Consider the following 21,372-nt stretch of genomic DNA (forward strand, 5'->3'; position numbering starts at 1 on the left):
GTTACCTTTTAGAAGAAATGGCCTAGGCCAATAAATAATTCCCGGTAGCGGCCTGCAGGCATTTTCCCTGATTGGGCCCATTCCCGCAGATCCCAACCTATGCTGCCCCGCAGATAGAGGCTGCGCCAGGGAAGAGAAAAGACGATTACTTCAATACCGGCGGAAGAAATCAATTCGCCGAATTCGATTTTTTCTCCGCTTCGGGTTTCGCCATTAAACATGGCCATATCAATAAAGGGGGAGAAATGTACTTCAACATCAACGGGCCGGAATCCATGGGTATTGAACCACCGGGAGGGGGTAAAGGTGAGGATACGCAGGGGTAATTCCAAATTGAAAGAAAGCATAGAGTTGGCTATCAGCTCATTGTTCCGTATGCCCCGGAGTTTGCTCCCCGCGTTATAATTACGGACATCTCCATCATTATCGGAGGGATCAAAATTTTGTGCAAATTCAATGCGGCTGGACACACCGAAAGACTTAGTCAGCGGCAGATGTCCTGTTGCGCTGAAACCCAGGCCTATGGAACTAAGGGACTGGGTATAGTTGTTAAAGATATAGGAATTACTAATACTGGCGCTCAAGCCTTTGCGAAAATTTCCTATCCAGTTTGTCTGACCGAAACCCAAACTATGGCTTAGACCCGTGGCGGAACCCACACGATACCTTCCGATATCGCCTCTGGGACGATAGGCAAAACTTTCGGTAACGCTCGGAGTATAGCTTAATTCTCCAAAATCGCCCACCTCAATTCCTGCGATGGGTATTCTCCAGTAAGCATAGAGTACGCTGGTCATATACCACGTATCTTCAAAAAATTCTACACTGGTTTCATCCTGTTCCAGATCACTATTTTCTTCATTAAGTATGAAGGACTGATCAAATCCAACAGTAAAGTTGGTTTTTTGCCAGGGCAGATCCAGGGACAGGCCGGTGACGTTTTTATAATAATTGGGGTCAACTTGGAAATAGTTAAAGGCATTATCAAAATTGAAATTCCAGGTGTATCCTAAAAATTGAAAAGGGATATCCGCATCAATATCTAATAAAACTGAATGCTGATCGTCATCATACTTATACCCCAGATTAACAGGTAATGATTCCATGGTACCTAAGAAGTTATAATCCCGGGCTTTTAGGGTAATAGAAAACCCGTCATTGGAATCAAATTTCGGCTCAGGAAGGACGATGATATTCCATGCGTCCTTTACATGGACCAGGATGTCCACAGGAACCATACCGCCTTCCCCGGCATCACCAATAGTGTATTCGATACGACATTCTTCATCTTCCAGCACCCGTTCATTATGCAGGAGCTGGGTCTTGCGCCGGATCAGGGTTTCCAGGGATTGCTTTCCGGTAACCCTATCCCCTTCTTTCATATCCAGGACATTACGAAGGGCAAAGGGGCGGGTAATACCGAGTATGTCAAAATCAATGGTCCTGAGGTAATATACAACCGTATCTTCCCCCGCCTCCGGAAGGAAAACCTGATCCGGCTCGGCAAGTTCGGGATCTTCCTGTTCCTGAGTCGGCGATTCATCGGTGGAGGCATCCTGGCTGAAAACAAAGACAGGGTTAAGCATCAGACACAATGTACAAAGGACCAAAAAAACTAAAGGCACCACTTTTTGTATCACCCAATTTCTCCGTTAAGTATTCTCTTAAGAAGTCCGGTTTCCATAGAGACAGCCGAAACCAGTTCCGCCCGCTCCGCAGAGGGAACCACAAAGGTGGGTATTCCCGCTTTCGTTTTTTTATCCCCCCCCAATGCTTTCATAAACAGGGCAGTATCCTTTATTTCCGGATGGGGCGCCTCAGTTTGGTATCCATAGGCGGTGATTATTTCGCTGATCTCCCGGGCCCGTTCAGGGGGTGTAATGCCTAGGGCGAGCCCTAACTCACAGGAACGGACCATACCCCAAGCCACTGCTTCGCCGTGGGAGAGCTTCCCCAGCCCTGCTGCGGATTCAAGTGCATGGCCGAAGGTATGCCCCAGGTTTAGCAGCGCCCGTTCCGAACCTGACCCATCGAAAGCCGATGTTTCCCTTGGGTCTGCTTCCACGATCCTGCCTTTAACTAACACAGCCTGTTGGATAAGATCCCCCAGAATTGGGATCACTGCGCCGGACGAGTTAGCCTCGCCAGAAACTCTCTGAAGGAAGGGACCCCGAAAAGCCTTAATCTTTTCCAGGGTTTCCGGGCTGTCGAGGATTGCGGTTTTTATAAGTTCAGCCATGCCGGACTTCCATTCAAGGGGGGGCAGGGTGGCAAGGGTATCCAGGGGCAGGTATACATGGGAAGCGGGGAAAAAGGTTCCCACCAGGTTTTTAATGCCCAATAGGTCGAACCCGGTCTTACCCCCCATGGAGGCATCCACCATTCCCAGGAGGGTAGTGGAGATAAGGCAAAGATTTGCGCCCCGCATATAGACCGAGGCGGCAAAGGATGTCAGATCAGTAACAACCCCACCGCCTATGCCGATAAAAAGGCCATCCCGGCCCAAGCCCGCTGCTTTGGCTGTCTGAATGATACGTTCCACAGAGGCCCACGTTTTGGATGCCTCTCCACTTTCAAGCACGCAAAGGGGCGTATCAGAGCCGGCAAAGCTGATAGCCATAGCTTCTGTATGAGTATCACATACCAGCAGTACTCCCCTGGGGGAGCCGCCGCTTTCTTCCAGAATGGTTTCAAGGGTAGGGATGGCCCCCCGTATATGTACCTGCGATACCGCCTGACCGAAACGGAAGCTGTTATTCTTCTTAAGCATCCTGATGTATCCTATACCAACGCCAATGCCGGTTCGGTGGTCTTTTCAATGACCACGCGGGAAAGAAAAAAGGCGTTTTTCTTCGACGGAGTTTGGGATAAGGGGATGGTTTCCGCATAGACCGCCAGGACATTTTCTTTTAAAAGGTCTCCAAGGGCATTTTCATCCGCTATTTTAAAAAAACTCAGTCCATGGTGGAGGCAGGCGTGTTCAACAATAAAGTCAAGATCGCTTACCCCGATCAGGAACACTTTAGCGATATTTCGCCGTTTTGCGCTGAAAATTGTGTCGTCGATCCGTTCTTTATAAAAAACCACGTTATTTATGGTCCTCTTAAAGTACCCATAACTGCGGTGGATTATCTCATTCATCCCATCTAGGGTGACCGCGTATTGAATATTCCGGCTATTAAGCTTTTTTGCGGTGATCCACCCTTTACGGGCCAGGCGTTTGAGGATGGAATTGGTCATTCCCAGGGAGGTTCCGGCGATCAGGGCCAGATCCCGCTGCCTCAGGGGAAGCTGATGTTCCGTGGAGTCATAGACTTTTTCCAGAATGATATATTCTGTATCCAGTAGATTGCTGTTCATTGGGTTTCTTTTTGGGCAAAACAAAGCCGTTTCCGGATCAAATTTCCGGAAAAAGGTCATAAAATGAGGTTCGGCACATTCAGTAGGGCATAGACGGCCGAAACACGTTCTATGATACCGTATGTTTGTTCAAGTATTGAACAATATACCATGGGGGAAAAGTTATTTCAATAGAACGCAGTATAGAAAGTTGTCAATTTGAAAGCCCTAATTAATCGGAAAGGCTGAATATACAGGATTCAATAAAATTAAAAATCTTTTCCCGAAGCATAAATCCCGGTTCCTCAATCGCCGAAAGGTAGGTCCGCCAGAGTTCTGAAAAGTGCTCTGCGTCCCGGCGATCCAGTGGAAGCTGTTTTCCCGCCAGGATAGTTTCGCTGTTTTTATCCCGGAGCAGTATCTGCCCGGCGAAAACTACCCTTATATCGGTAAGTATATTCTTCTGTATCCGGGCCAAAAAAACCGCGCTTCCGCCGTCTCCGTCCGCCGTCTCCATATCAGTGAGCTTTTTATAAACTGTATAATGCCACTGTTCCAGGGGTATACGAATCCGGGTCAGCAGTTCCTGGGGATTTAGCGCCGGAGGCCCGGAAAGGCCGGAAAAACGGGATGCGGAAACCCAGCGTATCTCCTGAGCGGTACGCAGCTCATACCGGGCGTCCAGGGCCACCAGGGGCGCCGAGGCGTCCTGCCGCCGGGAGGGGTTGCAGATATTGCCCCCAAGGGTAATAAGGTTGCGTATTTGAGGACTGGCAATACCCTGGAGGCTCTTGGTAAGCGCTTCAGGGACAATTTTTCCCAAACCGGTGATTTCGCTGAGTTTTACCATGGCCCCGATTTCCAGGTATCGCTCAGTCCTGGTTATTTTTTGGAGTTCCTCCAGCCGTTCCAGGGAGAGGATGTTCCGGGGAAGGGTGAGAATTTGCTTGCCCTGGTTACGAAGCAAGCCGCCACCCCCGGCAAAGGGTACGGCATCGGGGAACCGGGTCCAGGCGGAAAAGAGCTCCGGCAGGCTGGCGGGGAAAAAAACCTGATTATGCAGAGCGTCCATACAATCTCCGCTGCCGTATTTCCGCGGTGGCAAATACCCCCGCAATCAGGCTGTCCGGTTCGGTACACCGGCACTTTATACCGCTGAAGGCCTCCAGGATATCCTCCCTGGTGGGCCGTAGATTTTTATCCAACAGGGTTTCCACTGCCAGTATCTTGCCGGAATCACAGTACCCGCAGTTTTCCACCCCCGCTCGGGAAAACCCTTCCTGAATATCCTGGTATTCATTGGTTTGGGAAAACCCTTCGATAGTGATGATTTCACTGCCCCGTATTCTAAAGGCGGGGATCATACAGGAGGAAACCACCTTACCGTTTAAGATCACCGCACAGGCGCCACAGACTCCGCTTAAACAGCCCGGCTTGGCTCCTAAAAGCTTAAAGTGGTTCCGTAAAATATCCAAAAGCCGGCGATCCGCTTCGGTTTTTACTACCACATCCTCACCGTTGAGGATAAAACCCAGAGTCATACCGGAGTCTCCTGTTTTTTTAGTTTTCCCGCTTCCCATATATCCCGGGCGGTGAGGGGAATTTTTTCAAAGGGGTGATCTATGGCCTGGGATACCGCCTGGGCATAGGCTGCGGGAATACAACTGAAAGGCAGTTCTTCTATGCCCTTAGGGGACTTATCATTCCATATAAAATCGATCTGAATAGGAGGAATATCCTTAGGACTGGGTATGTCATAATCATAGATGCTTTGCAGTGGTATCTGACCGTCTTCATAGGCAAGATGTTCCCGGGAAGCCCAACCCAGAGCCTGAATGGCCGAAAATTTCAGGGAACGCCGGGCCCTGGTTTCGGAGAGTATCTTGCCGGCGTCCACCCCTATCCAGGCGCCCCGTATCTTGGGAGTATACTCCAGGGGATCAATTTCTACTTCCACCACTGCGGCGGCACAACTCAGTTGGGAAAGGGCTTGGGCGTCAAAGGTCTTGTTTTCCCAGTTTAAAACCCGTGACGGACGGTAGGATCGCTGCACCGTGATGGGCAGGGGATCCCGGAAGCGCTGTTTGCGTATATCCTGGCAAGCCTTTTCCACCAGCTTTGTGAGGATCGTACTATTTCTGGAAAGAGTATCCGGTCCGGAATCCGGGGCGATGCCTGGGGAGGCGCATACAACCCGGACCGAAGCTGTCTCTACAGAAAGGTTTTCCGCAGCGATGTTCCGCCAGATATCGAAATCTTCCCCATTGGAGGGAACCATGCTGGTCTTTATTTCCAGGGCGCCATCCTTATCCAGGGTAATTTCCACAGAATAGGCGCCCTTATCACTGCCGCTATATAAAAACCCACTTCCCTGGTAGGCACAGGCTATACCGATTCCCCGGAAAGTTTCCCTGGGATCTCCCTCCTCTCCTCGGCGGCGGATCCGGAGCAGTTCATAGGAAGCCCATTTGCGGTGGTAGTCGCTCATGGTTGCCGTGGTATCCAGCAGCGCCTCTATGTGTATGGGGTCCTTTACTGCGGCGCCTATGGCCAGGGACTTCTGGCGGCTTACCGAATTATTTTTCCGCCACTCCGCAGGATCCTGGCCCAGGATATCGGCAATTCGCGAACCATGCCGTTCCATGGCGAAGAAGCCCTGGGATAGGCCGAACCCTGCAAAGGGTCCTTGTGGTGGCACATTGGTTTTAAGCGCAAAGCCTTGAATTTTTATATTTTGATGTTTGTAGCTTCCCAATGAACCCAGACAAATCCGGTCCAGAATCTCGTCGATGAAGATCCCCTGGGCGCCCATATCCGCCATAACCTGAATGTCTGTGCCCAGAAGGTGGCCTTGAGCATCCAGGGCGGTAGATATATGTATCTCCGCACCGTTTCGTTTTGGGGAATACCGGAAATCATCCTCCCGGGTGAGTATGAGGGTAACCGGTTTTTTGGTAATCCAGCTCCCCAAGGCGGCATGGCAGGCAATCAGGGAAGGGTACCAGAGTTTTCCGTCCAGGGGAATGCCGGTGCAGCCCGGCTCAACCAGGACCTTTTCACTGTCTATGCCTAAAACCTGGGATACAGAATTGCGAACATGGTAGGGCCACTGGGTAGCGGTATGGATGAGCATGGCCTCAGGGGAGTATACCGCAATGGCCCCCACAGGCTCGGAATACCAGTGTTCCTGGATACCCGTACGGTAGGCGCCGGTAACCACCGAGGCAGCTTCCGAAAAGGCCTTGCCGGGCTCGCCTATAAGGATTTCCCGTTTGGCGAGGATACGATCTTCCTCCGCAGCGTTAAAGGACAGGGCCGGTAATTCCTTTTCCGCCTCAACCTGGCATTGGGAGGCGTATTCCTCCAGCCTTGCCTCATCGGGGCCTACCAGGATGGCCACGGGCTGGCCGAAATAGGATAATTCGTCCTTTGCCAGGACCGGTACAGGATGGTCCACCAGCTCGTTTTTTCCGGGTATGTCCTCGGCGCGGATCAAGGTATAGGCATTGGGCAGCCGGGGGCAGCTTATGGATTTTAGCTGTCCCTTGGAAACCGGGGAGCGCAGGGTTACTCCCAGCAGGGTTCCCCGGATTGAAATGTCTGAAATGAATCCCGGACTATCCTTCAAATTACTGTCCTGTTGCCTGTCATTCAGTCACCGCCTTGAGGACGGCTATTACCCGCTCAACCTGGGCAGTTTCCATCCCCGGCCAAATGGGGAGGGATATAACCCGCTGAAAACGCTTTAAGGATTCAGGAAAATCACCGGGCATAAGGTCCTGCCGTTTCCGGTAATAGGGCATGGTATGCAGGGGTATAAAATGAACCGACACCCCGATGCCCCTTTCCTGAAGCTTTTCAATAATAGTATCCCTGGAAAGGGCAAGGGTTTCAAGGTTTAAGCCCAGGGGGTACAGGTGCCGGGCATCAGCGGTTCCGCTTGGAGGAAGGGCAAAGCGCCCATCTCCGGCAAAGGCTGCATCGTAGGTGGCGGCAATGTTCCGCCGTTTCTCCAAAAGCGCCCAGGCCCGGCCAAGCTGGACCCGGCCTATGGCCGCCAAGATATCCGGCATATTGTACTTGAACCCCGGTTCAACCACTTCGTAATACCAGGAGGCCTTCTGCTCCGTATAGCGGTTCCAGACCGTCCGGTCTATGCCGTGAAGGCGCATGATCCCTATACGATCCGCCAGGGCCTTGTCCCGAACCGCTACCATGCCCCCTTCGCCGGTGGTGATGGTTTTTGTGGCATAGAAAGAAAAGACCCCGATGTCCGCCAAATCCCCGGCAAAACCCGCATCTGTCCGGGAGGGGAAGGCGTGGGCCGCGTCCTCAATCACCTTGACCTGGTAGCGCTGGGCTATGCCCATGATGGCCTTCATGTCGCAGGGGAGGCCGCCGTAATGGACGGGAATCAGCGCCCTGGGCTTTCCCCGGGGGCCGAAGCCATCCCCCTTGCCGTTGCGGGCCGGGTAAGCCGGGCGGCCTTGGAACAGCCGTTCCAGGGTACTTTCCAGGGCAAGGGGATCCATCAGGGGGGAGCCGGGGGCAATATCGACAAAAACTGGCTCGGCCCCCAGGTAGCGGACCACTTCGGCGGTGGAGGTAAAGGTGTAGGAAGGGACCAGCACCGTGTCACCGGGACCAACGCCGCAGGCTTCCAGGGCCAAGTGGAGTCCGGAGGTTGCGGAGTTTACCGCTAAGCAGTTAAGCGGTGAAAGCGGTTCGGCGGCCCCTATTTCGGGGCTTCCGGTTTCAAGGAAAGCTGCAAATTCTTTTTCAAAGGCCAATGCCTCCTGCCCGGTGGTAAGCCACCCGGAGCGGAGTACCCTCAGGACTGCCTCCTCCTCTTCCCTCCCCACAAAGGGGCGGGCAAAGGGGATGTCCTCAGTATCCATACACTTTCCCCTGGGGCGCCAGGGCGCGGGCAGGCATGAGGCTGGGGATGACTTCTTCTAGCACATCCCTAAGCAGCACGGCGTCCCGGTAGTGAGTGGGCTGTTCCGGATCAAAGTGAACGATGGGCCTGAGTTTTTCCAGAAGTTCCTCTGCGGGAATCTCGTCTGCCAGAGCCGGGCTTGGAAATGCCGGGTCCGGGTTAACGGGCTGTTTCCGCTCCACCCGGAGAATCCGCTTGAATTCGGTATCCACCGGGATTTCATCCCGTCCCCAAAGATCCTCGTCCAGCCGTTCCCCGGGCCGCAGTCCGATATATTCGATCTTGATGTCCTCTTCAGGCTCAAAGCCGTAGAAGCGGATCATCTGTTCAGCCATATCCCGGATACGCACGGGCTCCCCCATGTCCAGAAGGTAGAGTTTGCCGTTTTCACCCACCCCGCCGGCTTTGAGTACCAGGGAGCAGGCTTCGGGGATGGTCATAAAGTAGCGGCGCATCTCCGGGTGGGTAATGGTTACCGGGCCGCCCTTTTCGATTTGTTTCTGGAACAGGGGCATGATGGAGCCCCGGGAACCCAGGACATTCCCGAACCGCACCACCATGTAGTTAAGCCCCGCTTTTTTTGCCGCATCCAGCACCAGGCGTTCGCAAAGGTACTTGGAGGCGCCGTAAACTGAGACGGGGTTCACCGCCTTATCGGTGGTGATCAGGACAAAGCGTTTTACCCCGTTGCTCCGGGCGGCGCTGATCAGGTTATCGGTGCCGAAGAAGTTGTTTTCTATGACCGCCACAGGGTTTTCTTCCATCATGGGCACGTGCTTGTAGGCCGCTGCATGGAAGATCACATCCGCTTTCAGCCGGGCCAGGAGGAAATGCATATAGTCCCGGTCCTTGAGGTCCCCGATGATAGGGATCAGGGTGGTTTTTTCGCCCACCCCCTCTTCCTGGAGGAGCCGCAGTTCCCGGTCTATCTGGTAGATAGAATTTTCACCATGCCCCAGAAGGTAGAGCCGGGATACACCGCCTGAGAGGAGTTGCCGGCAAAGTTCGCTGCCTATGGAGCCCCCGGCGCCGGTGACCAATACCCGCTTTCCCCGGAGGTATGCCAGGCTCTGCCTGATGTTTACCGCCACGGGGGTACGGCCCAGGAGGTCCTGGGGATCGATTGAGCGGGTCTGGATAAGCCGGGCATCCCCTTCGATGCTCTGGGACATCCCGGGAAGTATCCTGATCCGCTCAAAGCCCGCCCGTTTCAGTATGCCGTAGATTTCTTTTATGTATTCCCGGGAAGCCCCGGGCATGGCGATGATGGCTTCATCCGCGGGGTTCATCCGCAGGAGCCGGGCCACATCCTTGATAGGCCCCAAGACCGGGATGCCGTCGATTTTACGGCCCATGACTTCGGGATCGTCATCCAGAAAGGCGACGAGTTCCCCGAAGATTGCCTTGGTTTTAATTTCATTTGCTAGGGCCTGCCCTGCAAACCCCGCCCCGATAATATACAAACGTCCCGACTTTTTTGTTGCCATAATTTTTTTTGATTAGCCAGCTATCTCCCCCGGTGACCGCCCTCTAAGACCCCTATGACCTCAAAGGCCAGATCAATGGAGAAGGTATCATCATACAAATCCAGCTTAATCTTTGCCCTCCCTTTTCTCTTATCGACCTTTATTATCTTCCCCTCAAGCCCCATTAAGGGCCCTTCGCTCACCACGATACGGGCATTCTCATCAAAGTAGACCTTTGATTTTCCTGCCACAGGCCCGACTTTTTTGATAAAATGAAGAACCATTTCCAGGTCCTTATCCTGGAGGGCGCAGATATTTTGATTGGATTTCAGGAACCGGTAAAACCCATCGGTACTGCGGAAGGCCCATTGGTAATCATGGAGATCCTCTTCCCCCTCTAACTCAATAAAAATATACCCCGGAAATATCCCCAGACTGGTATGGACTATAACGCCCCTCCGGCGTATGTCGATTTCCCGTTTGGGAAAATAGACTTTTATGGTGATCTCCGGATGCAAGGCCTGAAAAAGTCTGATATACTTTTCTTCACCCCTGGTTTTTACCTGAACTGCAAAGTACTTCATCGCATTAATGCTAGCATAACTTTTATAATTTAACCAGAGGTCGCCTTGCATTGCTTTAGATTGGGGCCAATTATGCCGATAGGTTACCAGGGGGAATCCATGTTTTTAAAAAACCTTGGGATAAGCGTGTTTTTTGGGCTTGTCCTTGCCGTTTCCGTCCAGGGAGCGACCGTTTCTTTCATGGTAATTGAAACGGGCCTGAGGGAGGAAACACCGGTAATTGAGTCTTCCAGGATATGGGAAGACGCGCTGCTGGATGTGTTCTTTGATACCGGCCATATAGTTAGCAATTCCCCCATCATCCGGGTACCGGAAAAACCCCAAACCGGGCTTCCCGATGCCGCCAAGGTATCCCTGGATGAAGCCCTTGAAGGGGGGGCGGATTTCTTTGTGGTGGCTGTTCTAGATTATCAGAATCCTCCTGCATCAGCTCAGGAAATTCCCAAACCCCGCAGCATTTCTTTGCGGCTTTTCAAGACCGCGCCGTATCAATTTATATTTTCCCAGGAGTATACCGGGGAGCAACGTATTACCATGAAGGACGAAATGACCAACGCTATGGGCGCCGCCCGGATCATTGTGTCCCATTTGAAAGATAAATGAAGGATAGGAACAATATGAAGAGATTTTATATCGCCCTATGCGCTTTTGCCATAACCCTGTTTATTACCGGCGCATCTGTGTGGGAAGGGTCAGCCACCGTGTCCACCACCGGTGAACTTCCCGACGGGGCATATTATGTGGCTACCAATTCCTTTCCCCGTAATACGGTGGTGGATGTAACCAATCTGGAAAACGGCAGGACCATCCGGGTTATTGTAGCCGCAGGCCTGGATTCCCCGGGGCTATTGGCCATGCTTTCCCGAAACGCCGCTATCGCTATCGGCATACAAACCAGGGCGGTAGGCCGTATCCGCATGACCCAGCCTTCGGACCCTGTGGCATATTCCCGGTTTACCGAAGGCCAGGAGGCAGGGGCGCCCAACACCCCTGCGGTGGTTAGCGCCCCAACCCGAGCTGCTACCGCCTCGGATCTGGTATCCACAGACTCGGCGGATAATTTCTATGTGAATGTTATAAATAAGCCGGAACCCTATAATCCTCCGCCGATAGCATATCCCAATGACGGCTCGGTCCTTACGGAACCCGTGCCGAACTGGGCTCCGGATGGCTCCGAACCTAGGCCGATCATTGCAGAAGTTCCATCACCGGCGGCGCCTCCCGCGCCCCGCTCTGAGCCGCCGGTGATGGCTGTCCCTATTCCGGAACCCTCTTCGCCCCAGCAAACCCTGGTACCAGTGCCGCAACCGATATCCCCCCCATCGGTGATTACCCTGGTCCCGGCGGACCCCCGGCCCCCGGAAGGCGCCTGGGCCTTACCCCCTGCATCGGAAATAGCCCCTGCTCAAATAACGCCCCAGCCTAGTGCTAGGTCCGCAAGAAGCGGGGACGATAATCCCCTGGATCCCCGTTATTTTATTGGACCCATCTACCCTCTGCCAACGCCTTCCCCGACAAGCAGGGCTCCGGTGAACCAAACCCCAGTGGTCCAGGCTGTTCCTGAAAAACCGCCTTTGCCAAATGGGTCCATATTTTCGGTACCGATCATCAACCAGATGCAGCGGGACAAGTACTATATACAGGTTGGCGCCTTTACCCAGCCAGACGCACTGCAATACGCGGTTTCCCGGATTGACCGCCGAAACTACCCCCTTCTGGTGCAGCCCTATGGCGCCCTGGACAACCTGGTATACCGGCTCCTGGTGGGGCCCCTCAATTATGGCGAAAGTGGCGCGGTGCTGCAGCGTTTAAAGAGCAGCGGCTATCCCGACGCCTTTGTCCGGAACTAAGCGGCAGAACTGCAAAAAAGAGCCCTGGTAAGTTCATTTACCAGGGCTCTTATAAATTATCATACATATTAAAGTAATTTCTCAAGTATAGGTATTCTAGTTGTTGTTCGGAACTTAACGCCCATGACAGAACTTGTACTTTTTTCCACTCCCGCAGGGGCAGGGGTCGTTGCGGCCCACCTTGGGCACCGAGCGGATCACCGTAACCGCCTCGGGTTCAGACCGGGATGAAGGCCCCTTGGGGCGCCCTGCCTGGCCGCTGCCCCCGGCATCGGATGCCGCCATGTTGTTGGCAAAGGCCCCGATGCTGCCATGGCTGGCGGACTGCACCGTAGCCATGGTCCGCTGTTCAGGCTCCCGGTTTCCGGCAGCTCTGATCCGCACCAGGTGTACCCGGGATGCTATCTCTTCGCGGATCGTATCTATCATGGCATCAAAGATCTGGAACCCTTCGATTTTGTACTCCGTCAAAGGATTCTTCTGGGCATAGCCCCGGAGGTACACCGCTTCCCGCAGGCCTTCCATATTTTCCAGGTGGTCAAGCCATTTTCCATCGATTGACTGGAGGTACTGACCCCGGATGAAATGGTTGATCCCCGCTTCCCCCACCAAGGCTATTTTATCGGCAATGTCCTTCTCCAGATCCCCGATGATCCCCTTCCGCAACGCTTCAGGGGTCCAGGATTCCTTGTCCTCGGGATCCACATGGATAAGGTAGCCGAATTTTTCCTTGAGGCTTGCTGTCAGTTCCTTTACCGCCTCCCCCTGGTCTCCCCGCTGGGCCGCGCGGTACCGGTCCAGTGCGGCGTCCACCATGTCGGCAGTGGATTCGTTGACCCTGGCCTTGAGATCCTCATCCCTGAGTATGGCATCCCTCTGGTCGTAGATATACTTCCGCTGCTGATTCAGCACATCATCATAGTCCAGGAGGTGCTTGCGGATTTCAAAGTTCCGCTCCTCCACCTTTTTCTGGGCCTTCTCAATACTCTTATTAAGCCAGGGGTGGTAAATGGGTTCCCCCGGCTCCATGCCCATCTTGGACATGAGGTTCTTGATATTGTCCCCGCCGAAGAGGCGCATCAGGTCATCGTCCATGGAAATGAAGAACTTCGACCGCCCCGGGTCGCCCTGGCGGCCCGAACGGCCCCGGAGCTGGTTGTCGATACGCCGGCTTTCGTGGCGTTCGGTGCCGATTACATAGAGGCCGCCCTGGGACTTCACCTCCACATAGTCCTTCTTCCAGTTTTCGTATTCCTCTTGGTAACAGGCAGCATACCGTTCCGGCGATGCATCGGTCCCGGCTTTTTTCCGGGCCCGGTGTTCCGGGCTGCCCCCCAGCTTGATGTCCGTGCCCCGGCCCGCCATGTTGGTGGCGATGGTCACCGCACCCCGGGCGCCCGCCTCGGCGATGATCGCCGCTTCCCGGGCGTGGTTCTTGGCGTTCAGCACCTCGTGGCGCACCCCCCGGCGGGTGAGCAGAGTGGAGAGCTGCTCCGACTTTTCGATGGACACGGTCCCCACCAGCATGGGCTGGCCCCGTTTGTGGGCGGCGGCAATTTCATCCCCCAGGGCGTTGAATTTTTCCTTTTCGTTGAGGTAGACCACATCGTCTTCGTCATTCCGGCTCACCGGCAGATTGGTGGGGATTACCACCACATCAAGGTTGTAGATCTTGGCAAATTCCACGGCCTCGGTGTCTGCGGTACCGGTCATACCGGATATTTTTTCATACAACCTAAAGTAGTTTTGGAAGGTGATGGTGGCCAGAGTCCGGTTCCGCTGGGCAATCTTGATCCGCTCCTTGGCCTCAATAGCCTGGTGGAGCCCGTCGGAATAGCGGCGGCCGTAGAGTATGCGCCCGGTAAACTCATCCACAATCTGGACCAGCCCATCCTGCACCACGTAGTCCACGTCGATATGGAACAATTTGTGGGCCCGCAAGGCCTGGGTAAAGTAGTGGAGGTACTCAAAGTTTTCTTCGTCAACGATGGCGCCCTTGATCAGGTTCCGCTTCTGGAGCAGTTCCTCGATCTTGGCCATACCGTTGTTGGAAAAGGAAACGTTTTTGTTTTTTTCGTTGAGCTTGTAATCCCCGACCACTTCTTCGCCCTGGGTCTCGTCAGGGTATTCGCCGTCGGCCTTCTTTTTAACTTCCTCCAGGGTGCCCAGGAGCTTGTCCACCTCAGCGTACTTGAAGGTATCATCCTCGGCGGCGCCGGAGATGATCAGGGGGGTTCGGGCCTCGTCGATGAGGATGGAGTCGATTTCGTCCACCACGCAGAAGCAGTGCCCCCGCTGGACCCGGCCTTCCAGGTCCCAGCGCATATTGTCCCGGAGGTAGTCAAAGCCGAATTCGTTGTTGGTCCCGTAGGTGATGTCGCAGGCATAGTTTTCCTTGCGCCGTGCATTGTCCATGTCCGAAAGGATGGTTCCCACGGTGACTCCCAGGTAAGAGAACACCGGCCGCATCCAGTCCGCGTCCCGGCTTGCCAGGTAATCGTTCACGGTCACCACGTGGACCCCCTTGCCGCTCAGGGCATTGAGGTAGGTGGCGGCCACGCTCATCAGGGTCTTGCCTTCACCGGTCTTCATTTCCACGATCTTCCCCAGGTGGAGCACGATGGACCCCAGGACCTGCACATCGTAGGGCCGCTCCCCCAGGTTCCGCCGCGCAGCCTCCCGCGCCAGGGCAAAAGCCTCCGGGAGCAGGGCGTCCAGGGTTTCCCCCTTGGCATAGCGTTCCTTGAACAGGGCGGTCAGTTTGGGGAACTCCTCTGCGGGTAATGCCGCAGCCCAGGCTTCTTTCTCATTAACCGAATGCAATATGGGCAACAGGGCCTTCAAATCCCGCTCGTGCTGGGAGCCGAACAGGGCTTTTACGATTTTTTCAAACATGATTTTAATGTACCGCTTGCGGGGCTTTGTTGGCAAGGGGAAGTAACCACGGACTACGAGAGGTACGCCAAACCCTCGCCTTCCTTGACAAGCGCCCCCCCCTGGACTAAGGTTTTACCCATGAAACTGCTTCCCCTGCTTATGTGCATCCCCCTGCTGCTGTTCAGCGCCTGTGCCCCCGGTGGCATCGCTTCGGTTGCCCGGGAGGACCTCTTTTCCCTGGACATCGGGCGGCTGGAGGACCAGATCGACCTCTACAACCTGGAGGGGGGCCGGAGCAACCGCAAAACTTCTCTGGCCATGCGGGACGGCCTGTTCTACATTGCCGATGGCAATGGGGGGAAGGTGGTCCACTACACGTCCTACGGGGACCTCCTGTTCATGATTTACAATGACGAAACCAACCCGCCGCCCCTAACCCTCAGGACTGGGGTGGAAACCAGCGGTGTGGTAACCCGGTGGGCCTTTTCTTATCCCCTGCGGGAGCCCGGGGCCATTGCGGTGGATTCCCGGAAGCACATCTATGTGGAGGACCGGCTGCCCTATGAGCGGCACAGTTATGATGCGGAAAACCGGACTATCCAGGATAGTCTGGTCCTCCATTTCGATTCCGACGGCTGTTTTGTCGAATACCTGGGCCGGGAGGGCCTGGGGGGCTCCCCCTTTCCCAAGATTGAGCGGATTAGCGCCTCCCTGGCGGATGAATTTGCCGTGGTTTGCCGGCTGCCTACGGGCTGGAACATCTACTGGTTTGACCTGGAGGGGACGCTCCTGTACTTTATCCCCTTGAAAAATGAACAGATTCCCATTCCACCGGACCGGCTGCCGGTGTTTCCTTCTATAGATACCATTGCCGTATCCCCGGACAGCCGGAAGCTTTTTATCAAAATCGACTATTATCGGGAGACCTTTGACGAATCCACCAAGACCAAGCTGGGGACTGAGCCGGACAGCTCGGTGATTTGGATTATGAACGTGGAGGATGGTTCCTACCAGGGGACCATTGAGGTTCCGTTCTACGAATCCACGGTGACCGAAAACAACCGGCGTATTACAGACCGGCTGCTCTATTCCCTCCTGGGGGTGGTGAAAAACGACCGGGCGTTCCTCATGATTCCTGTGGAGGACGGGTATTCTATCATGATTCTTTCCACGGACCCCCACGAGCAGCGCCGGGGCTTTATCCAGGTGAAGAGCGAAGAGCTTCAGTTCAACGCTTTTTCCATCTCCGCCGAGGGTATCCTGTCGGCGTTGCTGGCCACGGACTTCCAAGCCAAGCTGGTCTGGTGGCGGACGGACAAATTCCTGGAGGAGGGGGGATGAGAGCGGGGATGAGGAGGGGTTGGTATGGATGAGGATACGCCGAAACAGGGGCAGGAGCCGGGAGCGGGGGATGACCAGGAGCTTGTATTTTATTACAACCGGGAGCGGCGGCTGGAGAAGGCTTCTGCGGCGGTGCGAGCCCTGAATGAGCCGGGGCCGCCGGTGAAGGGGGGGCTTATCCGTTCCCTTACCTCCACAAAGCCCCATGCTTTTCTCTTTATTTCCATACTCCTCATCATGGCCATGCTCATGGTTTTCTCAGCTCTGAACAAGCCCCAGGAGCTTCTTACCCTGGAGGACAATGAGTTGCAGTTCGGCGCCGGGCATTTAGGGGACGAACCCTATATGGCGGTGCGGAAACGCATTGCCAAGGACGGAAACCCCTATACCGGAGAGGTATATATCGGCGTAAGCCCGGTGATAAAGGGTGCTTCTAAGCTGGAAGCGGCGGATATACCGGTATTCACCCATCGTATCTTCTTTACCCTGGAACAGGAGGAGGAATACCGGTTTGCCCTGCCCTTTGACGCCGCCGCGTATGTGCTGCTCATCCAGGTGGGGGATCACCGGGCAAGTACCCGGGTAAAGTCATTATCAAACTGACCCAAATATACCGGAGGGGGCAGGGATGCCTCCCGGAGGCTAACCTGTAGAGTCTGCCGGAGCAGCCCCGCTGCGCGGGTCTGCTCCGGCAGGGAATTCCAGAGACGCCTCCGGAAGGCATCCCCGCCCCCTTCGGCGCCTGGTTAATCGGATAATGATTTTCCCTTGTGGGGGATGGCCTTTGCTGGTAAGAATCGGAGGCTTAACACGGTTGACGGGTTAAGTTAAGAATAACTGGCTTTCCTTGACCGAAAGGCGTAATTAGGTTACATTAGTGATATGCGGGGAACGGTATGATTCAGTTTTATTTTTTATCCATCATTCTTAATGCCCTGACCGGATATACGCTTATCACGGATACCGGGGAGGATGACGCGGTCATTGAAAGCGGTTTTCGCTGGTCCCTCCATAATGAAACCTGCCGCCTGATCCTGGGGATACTGACCATCCTCATGGGCCTTCTGAAGATTCTCTCTGTAGTCCAGGGGGATGTAGCTGTCATTGGGGACCTCCTTCCTGCCCTGGCAGGATTCCTTGCCGGTTTTGTGCTGGCCTTTGAATACTACCGTAACCGATCCACCCTGGAGCCGGAACACACCGAAAAGATCGAACACCTTCTGATACGCAATAAAAAATGGATAGGCTTTATCGCTCTTACTGCGGCGGCCCTGCATTTCCTCTTCCCCTCGGTACTCCTCCTTTAGGACCCTGGTTTGCGTAGGTCCGTGGCGGGAATCGCCTGTGAACAGGGGCTTTTTTTTATAGCCCAACGGCTAAGTGGCGGGGACATGGGGGATAAGTGGGAATTCCCCGGAGGGAAGGTAGAGGAGGGGGAGTCCGATGCGGAGGCCCTTATACGGGAATACGATGAAGAATTCGGGGCGCCGGTTACCGTGGGGCCCCTGTTGGGGACCGCAGACTTTGAACACCACGGCATTGCCCGCCAGGTTAACGCTTACCGGATATATTTGACCCATACTGATTTCAGGCTCACCGAGCATACCCAATGGAAATGGGCCTCCCTGGAGGAAATTGAAACCCTGGACTTTGTGGATTCGGATCGCAAGCTGGTTCCGGATTTAAGAAAGGCGGAGCTTAGTTAGAACCCACCCGAACCTTTTGCAAAGGAAGCGCAACTTTCAGGATAAGGGCCAGGTCAAAGGCTGAATAGGCCGCGCCGGCGGAATTTTCATATACCGTCGCAGGAGTATTTCTACCGGAGACGGTTTCTGTTGTATCCCCCCGGGAGCCGCTAATATAACGCCAGGAGCTATGCAGCAATAGTGAAATGATAGGGGTAGGGGAAAAACGAAAATCCAGAGATGGTTCAATATACAAGCCCCCCGGCATGGTATCAACATACTGGGTATATTCTTTACCAGAACGGATATTAAGATAATGATTATCCATATCAAAGGCAATGATTAAGGGGCTGATAAAAAAGTTAAAATCAAGACCCATGAGGGGGTGAAAAGGCCAGGAAAGTCCAAGGCCGGGTGAAAAAATAAGCCAATTCTGATCATAGCTGATCATAATCCCCTGACCGGGGATTTTTTCCCAGTCCTCAGCTTTATATCTTCTGTAACCATCCCTGGCTATCCAGGAGAAACGCATAAAAGAAAAAGAAAATAGGGCTTTAATCACCACCGCCTGGGCAACAGGAATGGTAAGACCTCCGGAAAAATCCGCCAATACTGCACCCTGGATATAGGCGTCACTGGAAGAAAAATTAGTAAAAAGCGGATCATCATGGCTTGCGGGATACAGAGGATCGTCCCAGTCCCGGTCCTCCATGACTCCGCTTTGCAGGGGCAGGCCGAACTTTACCGACAGATCCACCTCCGCCCCAAGACCGTCCAGGGGGTGGGTACGGGAAAGCTCCAGGGCGGTTCCAACATACACCATGGGTTTTAAATCCCAGAGCAATTTGCTTAAATAGGCATCATCATCATCATCCTGATAGACAATCTCTTCAGCCTGTCCCAGGAGAACTCCGATCCCGGTTGCCAGGGAAAAGGTATAGGGGGTTTTGCCGATGGAAAAACTGGCCGTATTCTGGGCAAATAAATATGTGGGAAATGTACTGATGAAACAGATGCTGACGAAAAAGGCAAAACCGTATATACTTCTCACACCATGAGAGTAGGTTTATCCCGATATTTTGGTCAAGTAGCGCTTATTACTATGGCCCTTCTATTGTATGGATGTAAGCGGGGCCCCGAAGAAATACCGATGATTCCCCCCTCAACTCCTCCGCTCTCCCGTTCCGTTATCGGCTATGGGGTGATAAGCAGTTCCTATACTCATGTGCAAAATGAGCCCGCCCCTGAATCGGTGTCCCTGGGCTACCTCCGCCGGGGATCGGTGGCGGAAATAGTGGAACGGCGTATCATCACCAGAGGGGGGTCAGGCGAAGCCTGGATTCGAGTGAACGGCCCTTACCGGGGTTGGATTAAAGAGGAGGGCGTCCAAATCTACGATAATGAAGCCCAGGCGCAGACCGCCTCGGAATCCCTGAGTCAATAATCCATTACGCGGAGTAATGAGTCAAATTCATAAATAATTTCAATTTTTTTTAATTCCTTTAAAGCGTTTTTTCTTTTCCTTCCCCTAAAGGGGGTATATGGGGAGGTCTTATGAGAAAACCATTGTTCATTGCCATTATCAGTCTTTTTATGTTCACCCTGATCTTTGGATCCTGTGAAAATCCGGAAAATTCCACTGTCCAGGGAAAAGGGCTGGAACAAAATAATCAGGCCTATCAAAATTCCGGGGAAGAAAAAGCTAATCCTGACAGGGAAAAAAGTGATCCTAAGGGAGAAAATTCCGATCCCAATGAGGAAAACGCCGACCCCGATGAAGAAAGCGCTGACTCCGGCGGGGAAAATACCGGCCCAGGTAAAGGAAATGCCGATTCCGGCGACGAAAACACCGGGACCGACGGAAAAAATTCTGGAGAAAAGCAGGAAGAAGCTGTTCAGGAGCCGGGACTTCCGGGAAAACTCTTTATTACCGTTTCCCCCGAGGAATTTACCCACTACACCCTCAGCTTTCTTCACCAGTCAGGGGATACGACGGATGATTTGAAGCTACCGCCGGAAAACGAAGGGCTTATGCTTGATCTCGCCGCCGGATTGTGGACTATTACCGCAGTTGCTTATGTAAACCCGGGAACCGGCGATCCTATCCCGGCTGCCCAAGGGCTTGTCCAGGTCCAGGTTATACCGGAAAAGATCGTGGAAGTTTCCATCACCTTGGATAAAATGCTGGGCGGGGAGGGTAGCCGGGGAACCCTGTCTTATTCGGTGGAATTTCCCCAGGATTTGGTCAGGTCCGCCTTACTGACCCTATTCGCCCGGGATGAGGACGGGGTATTCCGGCCATGTTTCATCACGGATCTTCTGGAGAGCGCCGCCGGCAATGTCAGCGAAGGGGCCATCGTCTTAAATCCCGGCTATTATCGCTTGGACCTTACCATGAATGCCCTCTATCACCGGGTAACTAAAACGGAGTATATATCCATTTATCCTTATGGAGAAACCAGGACGACGGACTTTTATTTTGATCCGGCGGATTTTCCTCCAGTAACTGAAATAACAGATACCGTTGCTCTGACGGCCTATCTTAAGAAACAGTCGGGGGTCACCGAAACAAACCCCTGTTTAATCCGCGTAGGGAATGTGGATTTATCAATTTCCGCCAATTCAGCTTCCGTTAAAGCTCTGTATAGCAGCCTTAGCCAGTATACTGCATTGGATTTGCGGGACTGTAGCGGGGCAAGCCTTATTAATTCTACAGCCAAAACAACCCCTACTAAAGTGAATATGGTCGCCCTTATTCTACCTGTTGGTCTGCGTACCCTAAGCGCCAACGTATTCTCCGATTGCCCTTCTTTGGTTTTAGCGGACTTGCCTGGAGTTACTACTATCAATAATGCCGCCTTCAGTGGTTGTGGTAAACTTGAATCGGTAAATATGCCGGAAGTGACGGCAATAAAAAATGATTTCACCTCCACGAATGGAGCTTTTCAAGGATGTAAAATCTTAAAATCGGTTTATCTACCGAAGGCGCTCAAATTAGAGCGGGACACCTTCAGATCATGCAAAGCCCTTTCGGTGGTGTACCTGCCCCAGGTAAATACCCTTGCAGAAGGAGCCTTTGAAGACTGTTCGGCATTAGACTGTCTTATCCTGGGGGAAACTCCCCCAAAGTTGGGAAAGGAAGTCTTCAAAGATTCTAACCCAAGAACTATCTACGTACCACAGTCAGCAATAGATACGTATAAAACCACCACCCAACAGGGATGGACCCCTGGTTTGAAGGAAAAAGTAAGGGCCTTGCCCGAAAAAATTTAACGAAACCTCTGTGGGCTT

19 protein-coding genes are annotated in these 21,372 nt (G+C 53.4%); 8 read left to right on the plus strand and 11 right to left on the minus strand.

The window, feature by feature from the left end; genetic code table 11:
* Positions 1-8: 8 nt before the first annotated feature.
* From TREPR_RS08255 to loaP, 9 genes are all read right to left on the minus strand, one after another.
* Complete coding sequence (locus tag TREPR_RS08255; RefSeq protein ID WP_015707841.1) at positions 9-1,640, minus strand: BamA/TamA family outer membrane protein; 1,632 nt, start codon at positions 1,638-1,640, stop codon at positions 9-11.
* Entirely contained in the window at positions 1,637-2,770 is a 1,134-nt protein-coding gene (locus TREPR_RS08260) for a 3-dehydroquinate synthase (protein ID WP_015707842.1), read from the minus strand. Before TREPR_RS08260 ends, TREPR_RS08255 begins: the two co-directional genes overlap by 4 nt.
* Before the next feature lie 11 nt (positions 2,771-2,781).
* Positions 2,782-3,360, minus strand: a complete 579-nt coding sequence (locus tag TREPR_RS08265) for a helix-turn-helix domain-containing protein (RefSeq protein WP_015707843.1) — start codon at positions 3,358-3,360, stop codon at positions 2,782-2,784.
* 211 nt (positions 3,361-3,571) lie between these two features.
* Positions 3,572-4,411 (minus strand): FAD binding domain-containing protein, encoded by an 840-nt coding sequence (locus TREPR_RS08270; protein ID WP_041611088.1) that lies wholly within the window; start codon positions 4,409-4,411, stop codon positions 3,572-3,574.
* Positions 4,395-4,880 carry a (2Fe-2S)-binding protein gene (locus tag TREPR_RS08275; RefSeq protein ID WP_015707844.1) on the minus strand — a complete coding sequence of 162 codons (486 nt, stop codon included), beginning with the start codon at positions 4,878-4,880 and terminating at the stop codon, positions 4,395-4,397. The genes TREPR_RS08270 and TREPR_RS08275 overlap by 17 nt, the downstream gene beginning before the upstream one ends.
* Positions 4,877-6,967, minus strand: coding sequence for a xanthine dehydrogenase family protein molybdopterin-binding subunit (locus TREPR_RS08280; protein ID WP_015707845.1), 2,091 nt, complete (start codon positions 6,965-6,967; stop codon positions 4,877-4,879). The genes TREPR_RS08275 and TREPR_RS08280 overlap by 4 nt, the downstream gene beginning before the upstream one ends.
* Positions 6,968-6,986: 19 nt before the next feature.
* The gene (locus TREPR_RS08285; protein ID WP_015707846.1) at positions 6,987-8,237 is read right to left on the minus strand and encodes a DegT/DnrJ/EryC1/StrS family aminotransferase; all 1,251 of its coding nucleotides are present in this window, start codon (positions 8,235-8,237) and stop codon (positions 6,987-6,989) included.
* Complete coding sequence (locus TREPR_RS08290; RefSeq protein WP_015707847.1) at positions 8,227-9,765, minus strand: polysaccharide biosynthesis protein; 1,539 nt, start codon at positions 9,763-9,765, stop codon at positions 8,227-8,229. Before TREPR_RS08290 ends, TREPR_RS08285 begins: the two co-directional genes overlap by 11 nt.
* Before the next feature lie 20 nt (positions 9,766-9,785).
* On the minus strand, positions 9,786-10,328 hold the full coding sequence (loaP, locus tag TREPR_RS08295; RefSeq protein WP_015707848.1) for an antiterminator LoaP: 543 nt from the start codon (positions 10,326-10,328) through the stop codon (positions 9,786-9,788).
* A gap of 99 nt (positions 10,329-10,427) precedes the next feature.
* On the opposite strand from loaP, the gene TREPR_RS08300 reads away from it, so the two are divergent.
* Positions 10,428-10,931 (plus strand): hypothetical protein, encoded by a 504-nt coding sequence (locus tag TREPR_RS08300; RefSeq protein ID WP_015707849.1) that lies wholly within the window; start codon positions 10,428-10,430, stop codon positions 10,929-10,931.
* A 14-nt stretch (positions 10,932-10,945) separates the two neighbouring features.
* Positions 10,946-12,178, plus strand: a complete 1,233-nt coding sequence (locus TREPR_RS08305) for an SPOR domain-containing protein (RefSeq protein ID WP_015707850.1) — start codon at positions 10,946-10,948, stop codon at positions 12,176-12,178.
* Positions 12,179-12,292: 114 nt separating this feature from the next.
* Here TREPR_RS08305 and secA read toward each other — a convergent pair whose 3' ends face one another.
* Positions 12,293-15,073 (minus strand): preprotein translocase subunit SecA, encoded by a 2,781-nt coding sequence (gene secA / locus TREPR_RS08310; protein ID WP_015707851.1) that lies wholly within the window; start codon positions 15,071-15,073, stop codon positions 12,293-12,295.
* 120 nt (positions 15,074-15,193) lie between these two features.
* Here secA and TREPR_RS08315 point away from each other — a divergent pair, with 120 nt between their 5' ends.
* From TREPR_RS08315 to TREPR_RS08330, 4 genes are all read left to right on the plus strand, one after another.
* Positions 15,194-16,396 (plus strand): LIC_12708 family protein, encoded by a 1,203-nt coding sequence (locus TREPR_RS08315; protein WP_015707852.1) that lies wholly within the window; start codon positions 15,194-15,196, stop codon positions 16,394-16,396.
* 24 nt (positions 16,397-16,420) lie between these two features.
* Positions 16,421-16,999 carry a hypothetical protein gene (locus TREPR_RS08320; RefSeq protein ID WP_015707853.1) on the plus strand — a complete coding sequence of 193 codons (579 nt, stop codon included), beginning with the start codon at positions 16,421-16,423 and terminating at the stop codon, positions 16,997-16,999.
* 293 nt (positions 17,000-17,292) lie between these two features.
* The gene (locus TREPR_RS08325; protein ID WP_015707854.1) at positions 17,293-17,703 is read left to right on the plus strand and encodes a hypothetical protein; all 411 of its coding nucleotides are present in this window, start codon (positions 17,293-17,295) and stop codon (positions 17,701-17,703) included.
* 9 nt (positions 17,704-17,712) lie between these two features.
* Complete coding sequence (locus TREPR_RS08330; protein ID WP_148257264.1) at positions 17,713-18,102, plus strand: (deoxy)nucleoside triphosphate pyrophosphohydrolase; 390 nt, start codon at positions 17,713-17,715, stop codon at positions 18,100-18,102.
* Here the strand turns inward: TREPR_RS08330 and TREPR_RS08335 are convergent.
* A complete protein-coding gene (locus TREPR_RS08335; RefSeq protein ID WP_015707856.1) occupies positions 18,095-19,132 on the minus strand; it encodes an omptin family outer membrane protease in 1,038 nt (345 codons plus the stop codon). The two genes, TREPR_RS08330 and TREPR_RS08335, sit on opposite strands and share 8 nt — an antisense overlap.
* A gap of 51 nt (positions 19,133-19,183) precedes the next feature.
* Here TREPR_RS08335 and TREPR_RS08340 point away from each other — a divergent pair, with 51 nt between their 5' ends.
* Both TREPR_RS08340 and TREPR_RS08345 read left to right on the plus strand, forming a co-directional pair.
* A complete protein-coding gene (locus TREPR_RS08340; RefSeq protein ID WP_015707857.1) occupies positions 19,184-19,525 on the plus strand; it encodes a hypothetical protein in 342 nt (113 codons plus the stop codon).
* A 110-nt stretch (positions 19,526-19,635) separates the two neighbouring features.
* Entirely contained in the window at positions 19,636-21,354 is a 1,719-nt protein-coding gene (locus TREPR_RS08345) for a leucine-rich repeat domain-containing protein (RefSeq protein ID WP_015707858.1), read from the plus strand.
* Positions 21,355-21,372: the final 18 nt, after the last annotated feature.

The organism is Treponema primitia ZAS-2, assembly GCF_000214375.1.
Classification (GTDB): Bacteria; Spirochaetota; Spirochaetia; order Treponematales; family Breznakiellaceae; genus Termitinema; species Termitinema primitia.

Bases quoted from the DNA above. Each gene is read 5' to 3' on its own strand.
- TREPR_RS08260 (WP_015707842.1), bottom strand. From the start codon at position 2,770: ATGCTTAAGAAGAATAACAGCTTCCGTTTCGGTCAGGCGGTATCGCAG.
- TREPR_RS08265 (WP_015707843.1), bottom strand. From the start codon at position 3,360: ATGAACAGCAATCTACTGGATACAGAATATATCATTCTGGAAAAAGTC.
- TREPR_RS08270 (WP_041611088.1), bottom strand. From the start codon at position 4,411: ATGGACGCTCTGCATAATCAGGTTTTTTTCCCCGCCAGCCTGCCGGAG.
- TREPR_RS08275 (WP_015707844.1), bottom strand. From the start codon at position 4,880: ATGACTCTGGGTTTTATCCTCAACGGTGAGGATGTGGTAGTAAAAACC.
- TREPR_RS08285 (WP_015707846.1), bottom strand. From the start codon at position 8,237: ATGGATACTGAGGACATCCCCTTTGCCCGCCCCTTTGTGGGGAGGGAA.
- TREPR_RS08290 (WP_015707847.1), bottom strand. From the start codon at position 9,765: ATGGCAACAAAAAAGTCGGGACGTTTGTATATTATCGGGGCGGGGTTT.
- loaP (WP_015707848.1), bottom strand. From the start codon at position 10,328: ATGAAGTACTTTGCAGTTCAGGTAAAAACCAGGGGTGAAGAAAAGTAT.
- TREPR_RS08300 (WP_015707849.1), top strand. From the start codon at position 10,428: ATGTTTTTAAAAAACCTTGGGATAAGCGTGTTTTTTGGGCTTGTCCTT.
- TREPR_RS08305 (WP_015707850.1), top strand. From the start codon at position 10,946: ATGAAGAGATTTTATATCGCCCTATGCGCTTTTGCCATAACCCTGTTT.
- secA (WP_015707851.1), bottom strand. From the start codon at position 15,073: ATGTTTGAAAAAATCGTAAAAGCCCTGTTCGGCTCCCAGCACGAGCGG.
- TREPR_RS08315 (WP_015707852.1), top strand. From the start codon at position 15,194: ATGAAACTGCTTCCCCTGCTTATGTGCATCCCCCTGCTGCTGTTCAGC.
- TREPR_RS08320 (WP_015707853.1), top strand. From the start codon at position 16,421: ATGGATGAGGATACGCCGAAACAGGGGCAGGAGCCGGGAGCGGGGGAT.
- TREPR_RS08325 (WP_015707854.1), top strand. From the start codon at position 17,293: ATGATTCAGTTTTATTTTTTATCCATCATTCTTAATGCCCTGACCGGA.
- TREPR_RS08340 (WP_015707857.1), top strand. From the start codon at position 19,184: ATGGCCCTTCTATTGTATGGATGTAAGCGGGGCCCCGAAGAAATACCG.
- TREPR_RS08345 (WP_015707858.1), top strand. From the start codon at position 19,636: ATGAGAAAACCATTGTTCATTGCCATTATCAGTCTTTTTATGTTCACC.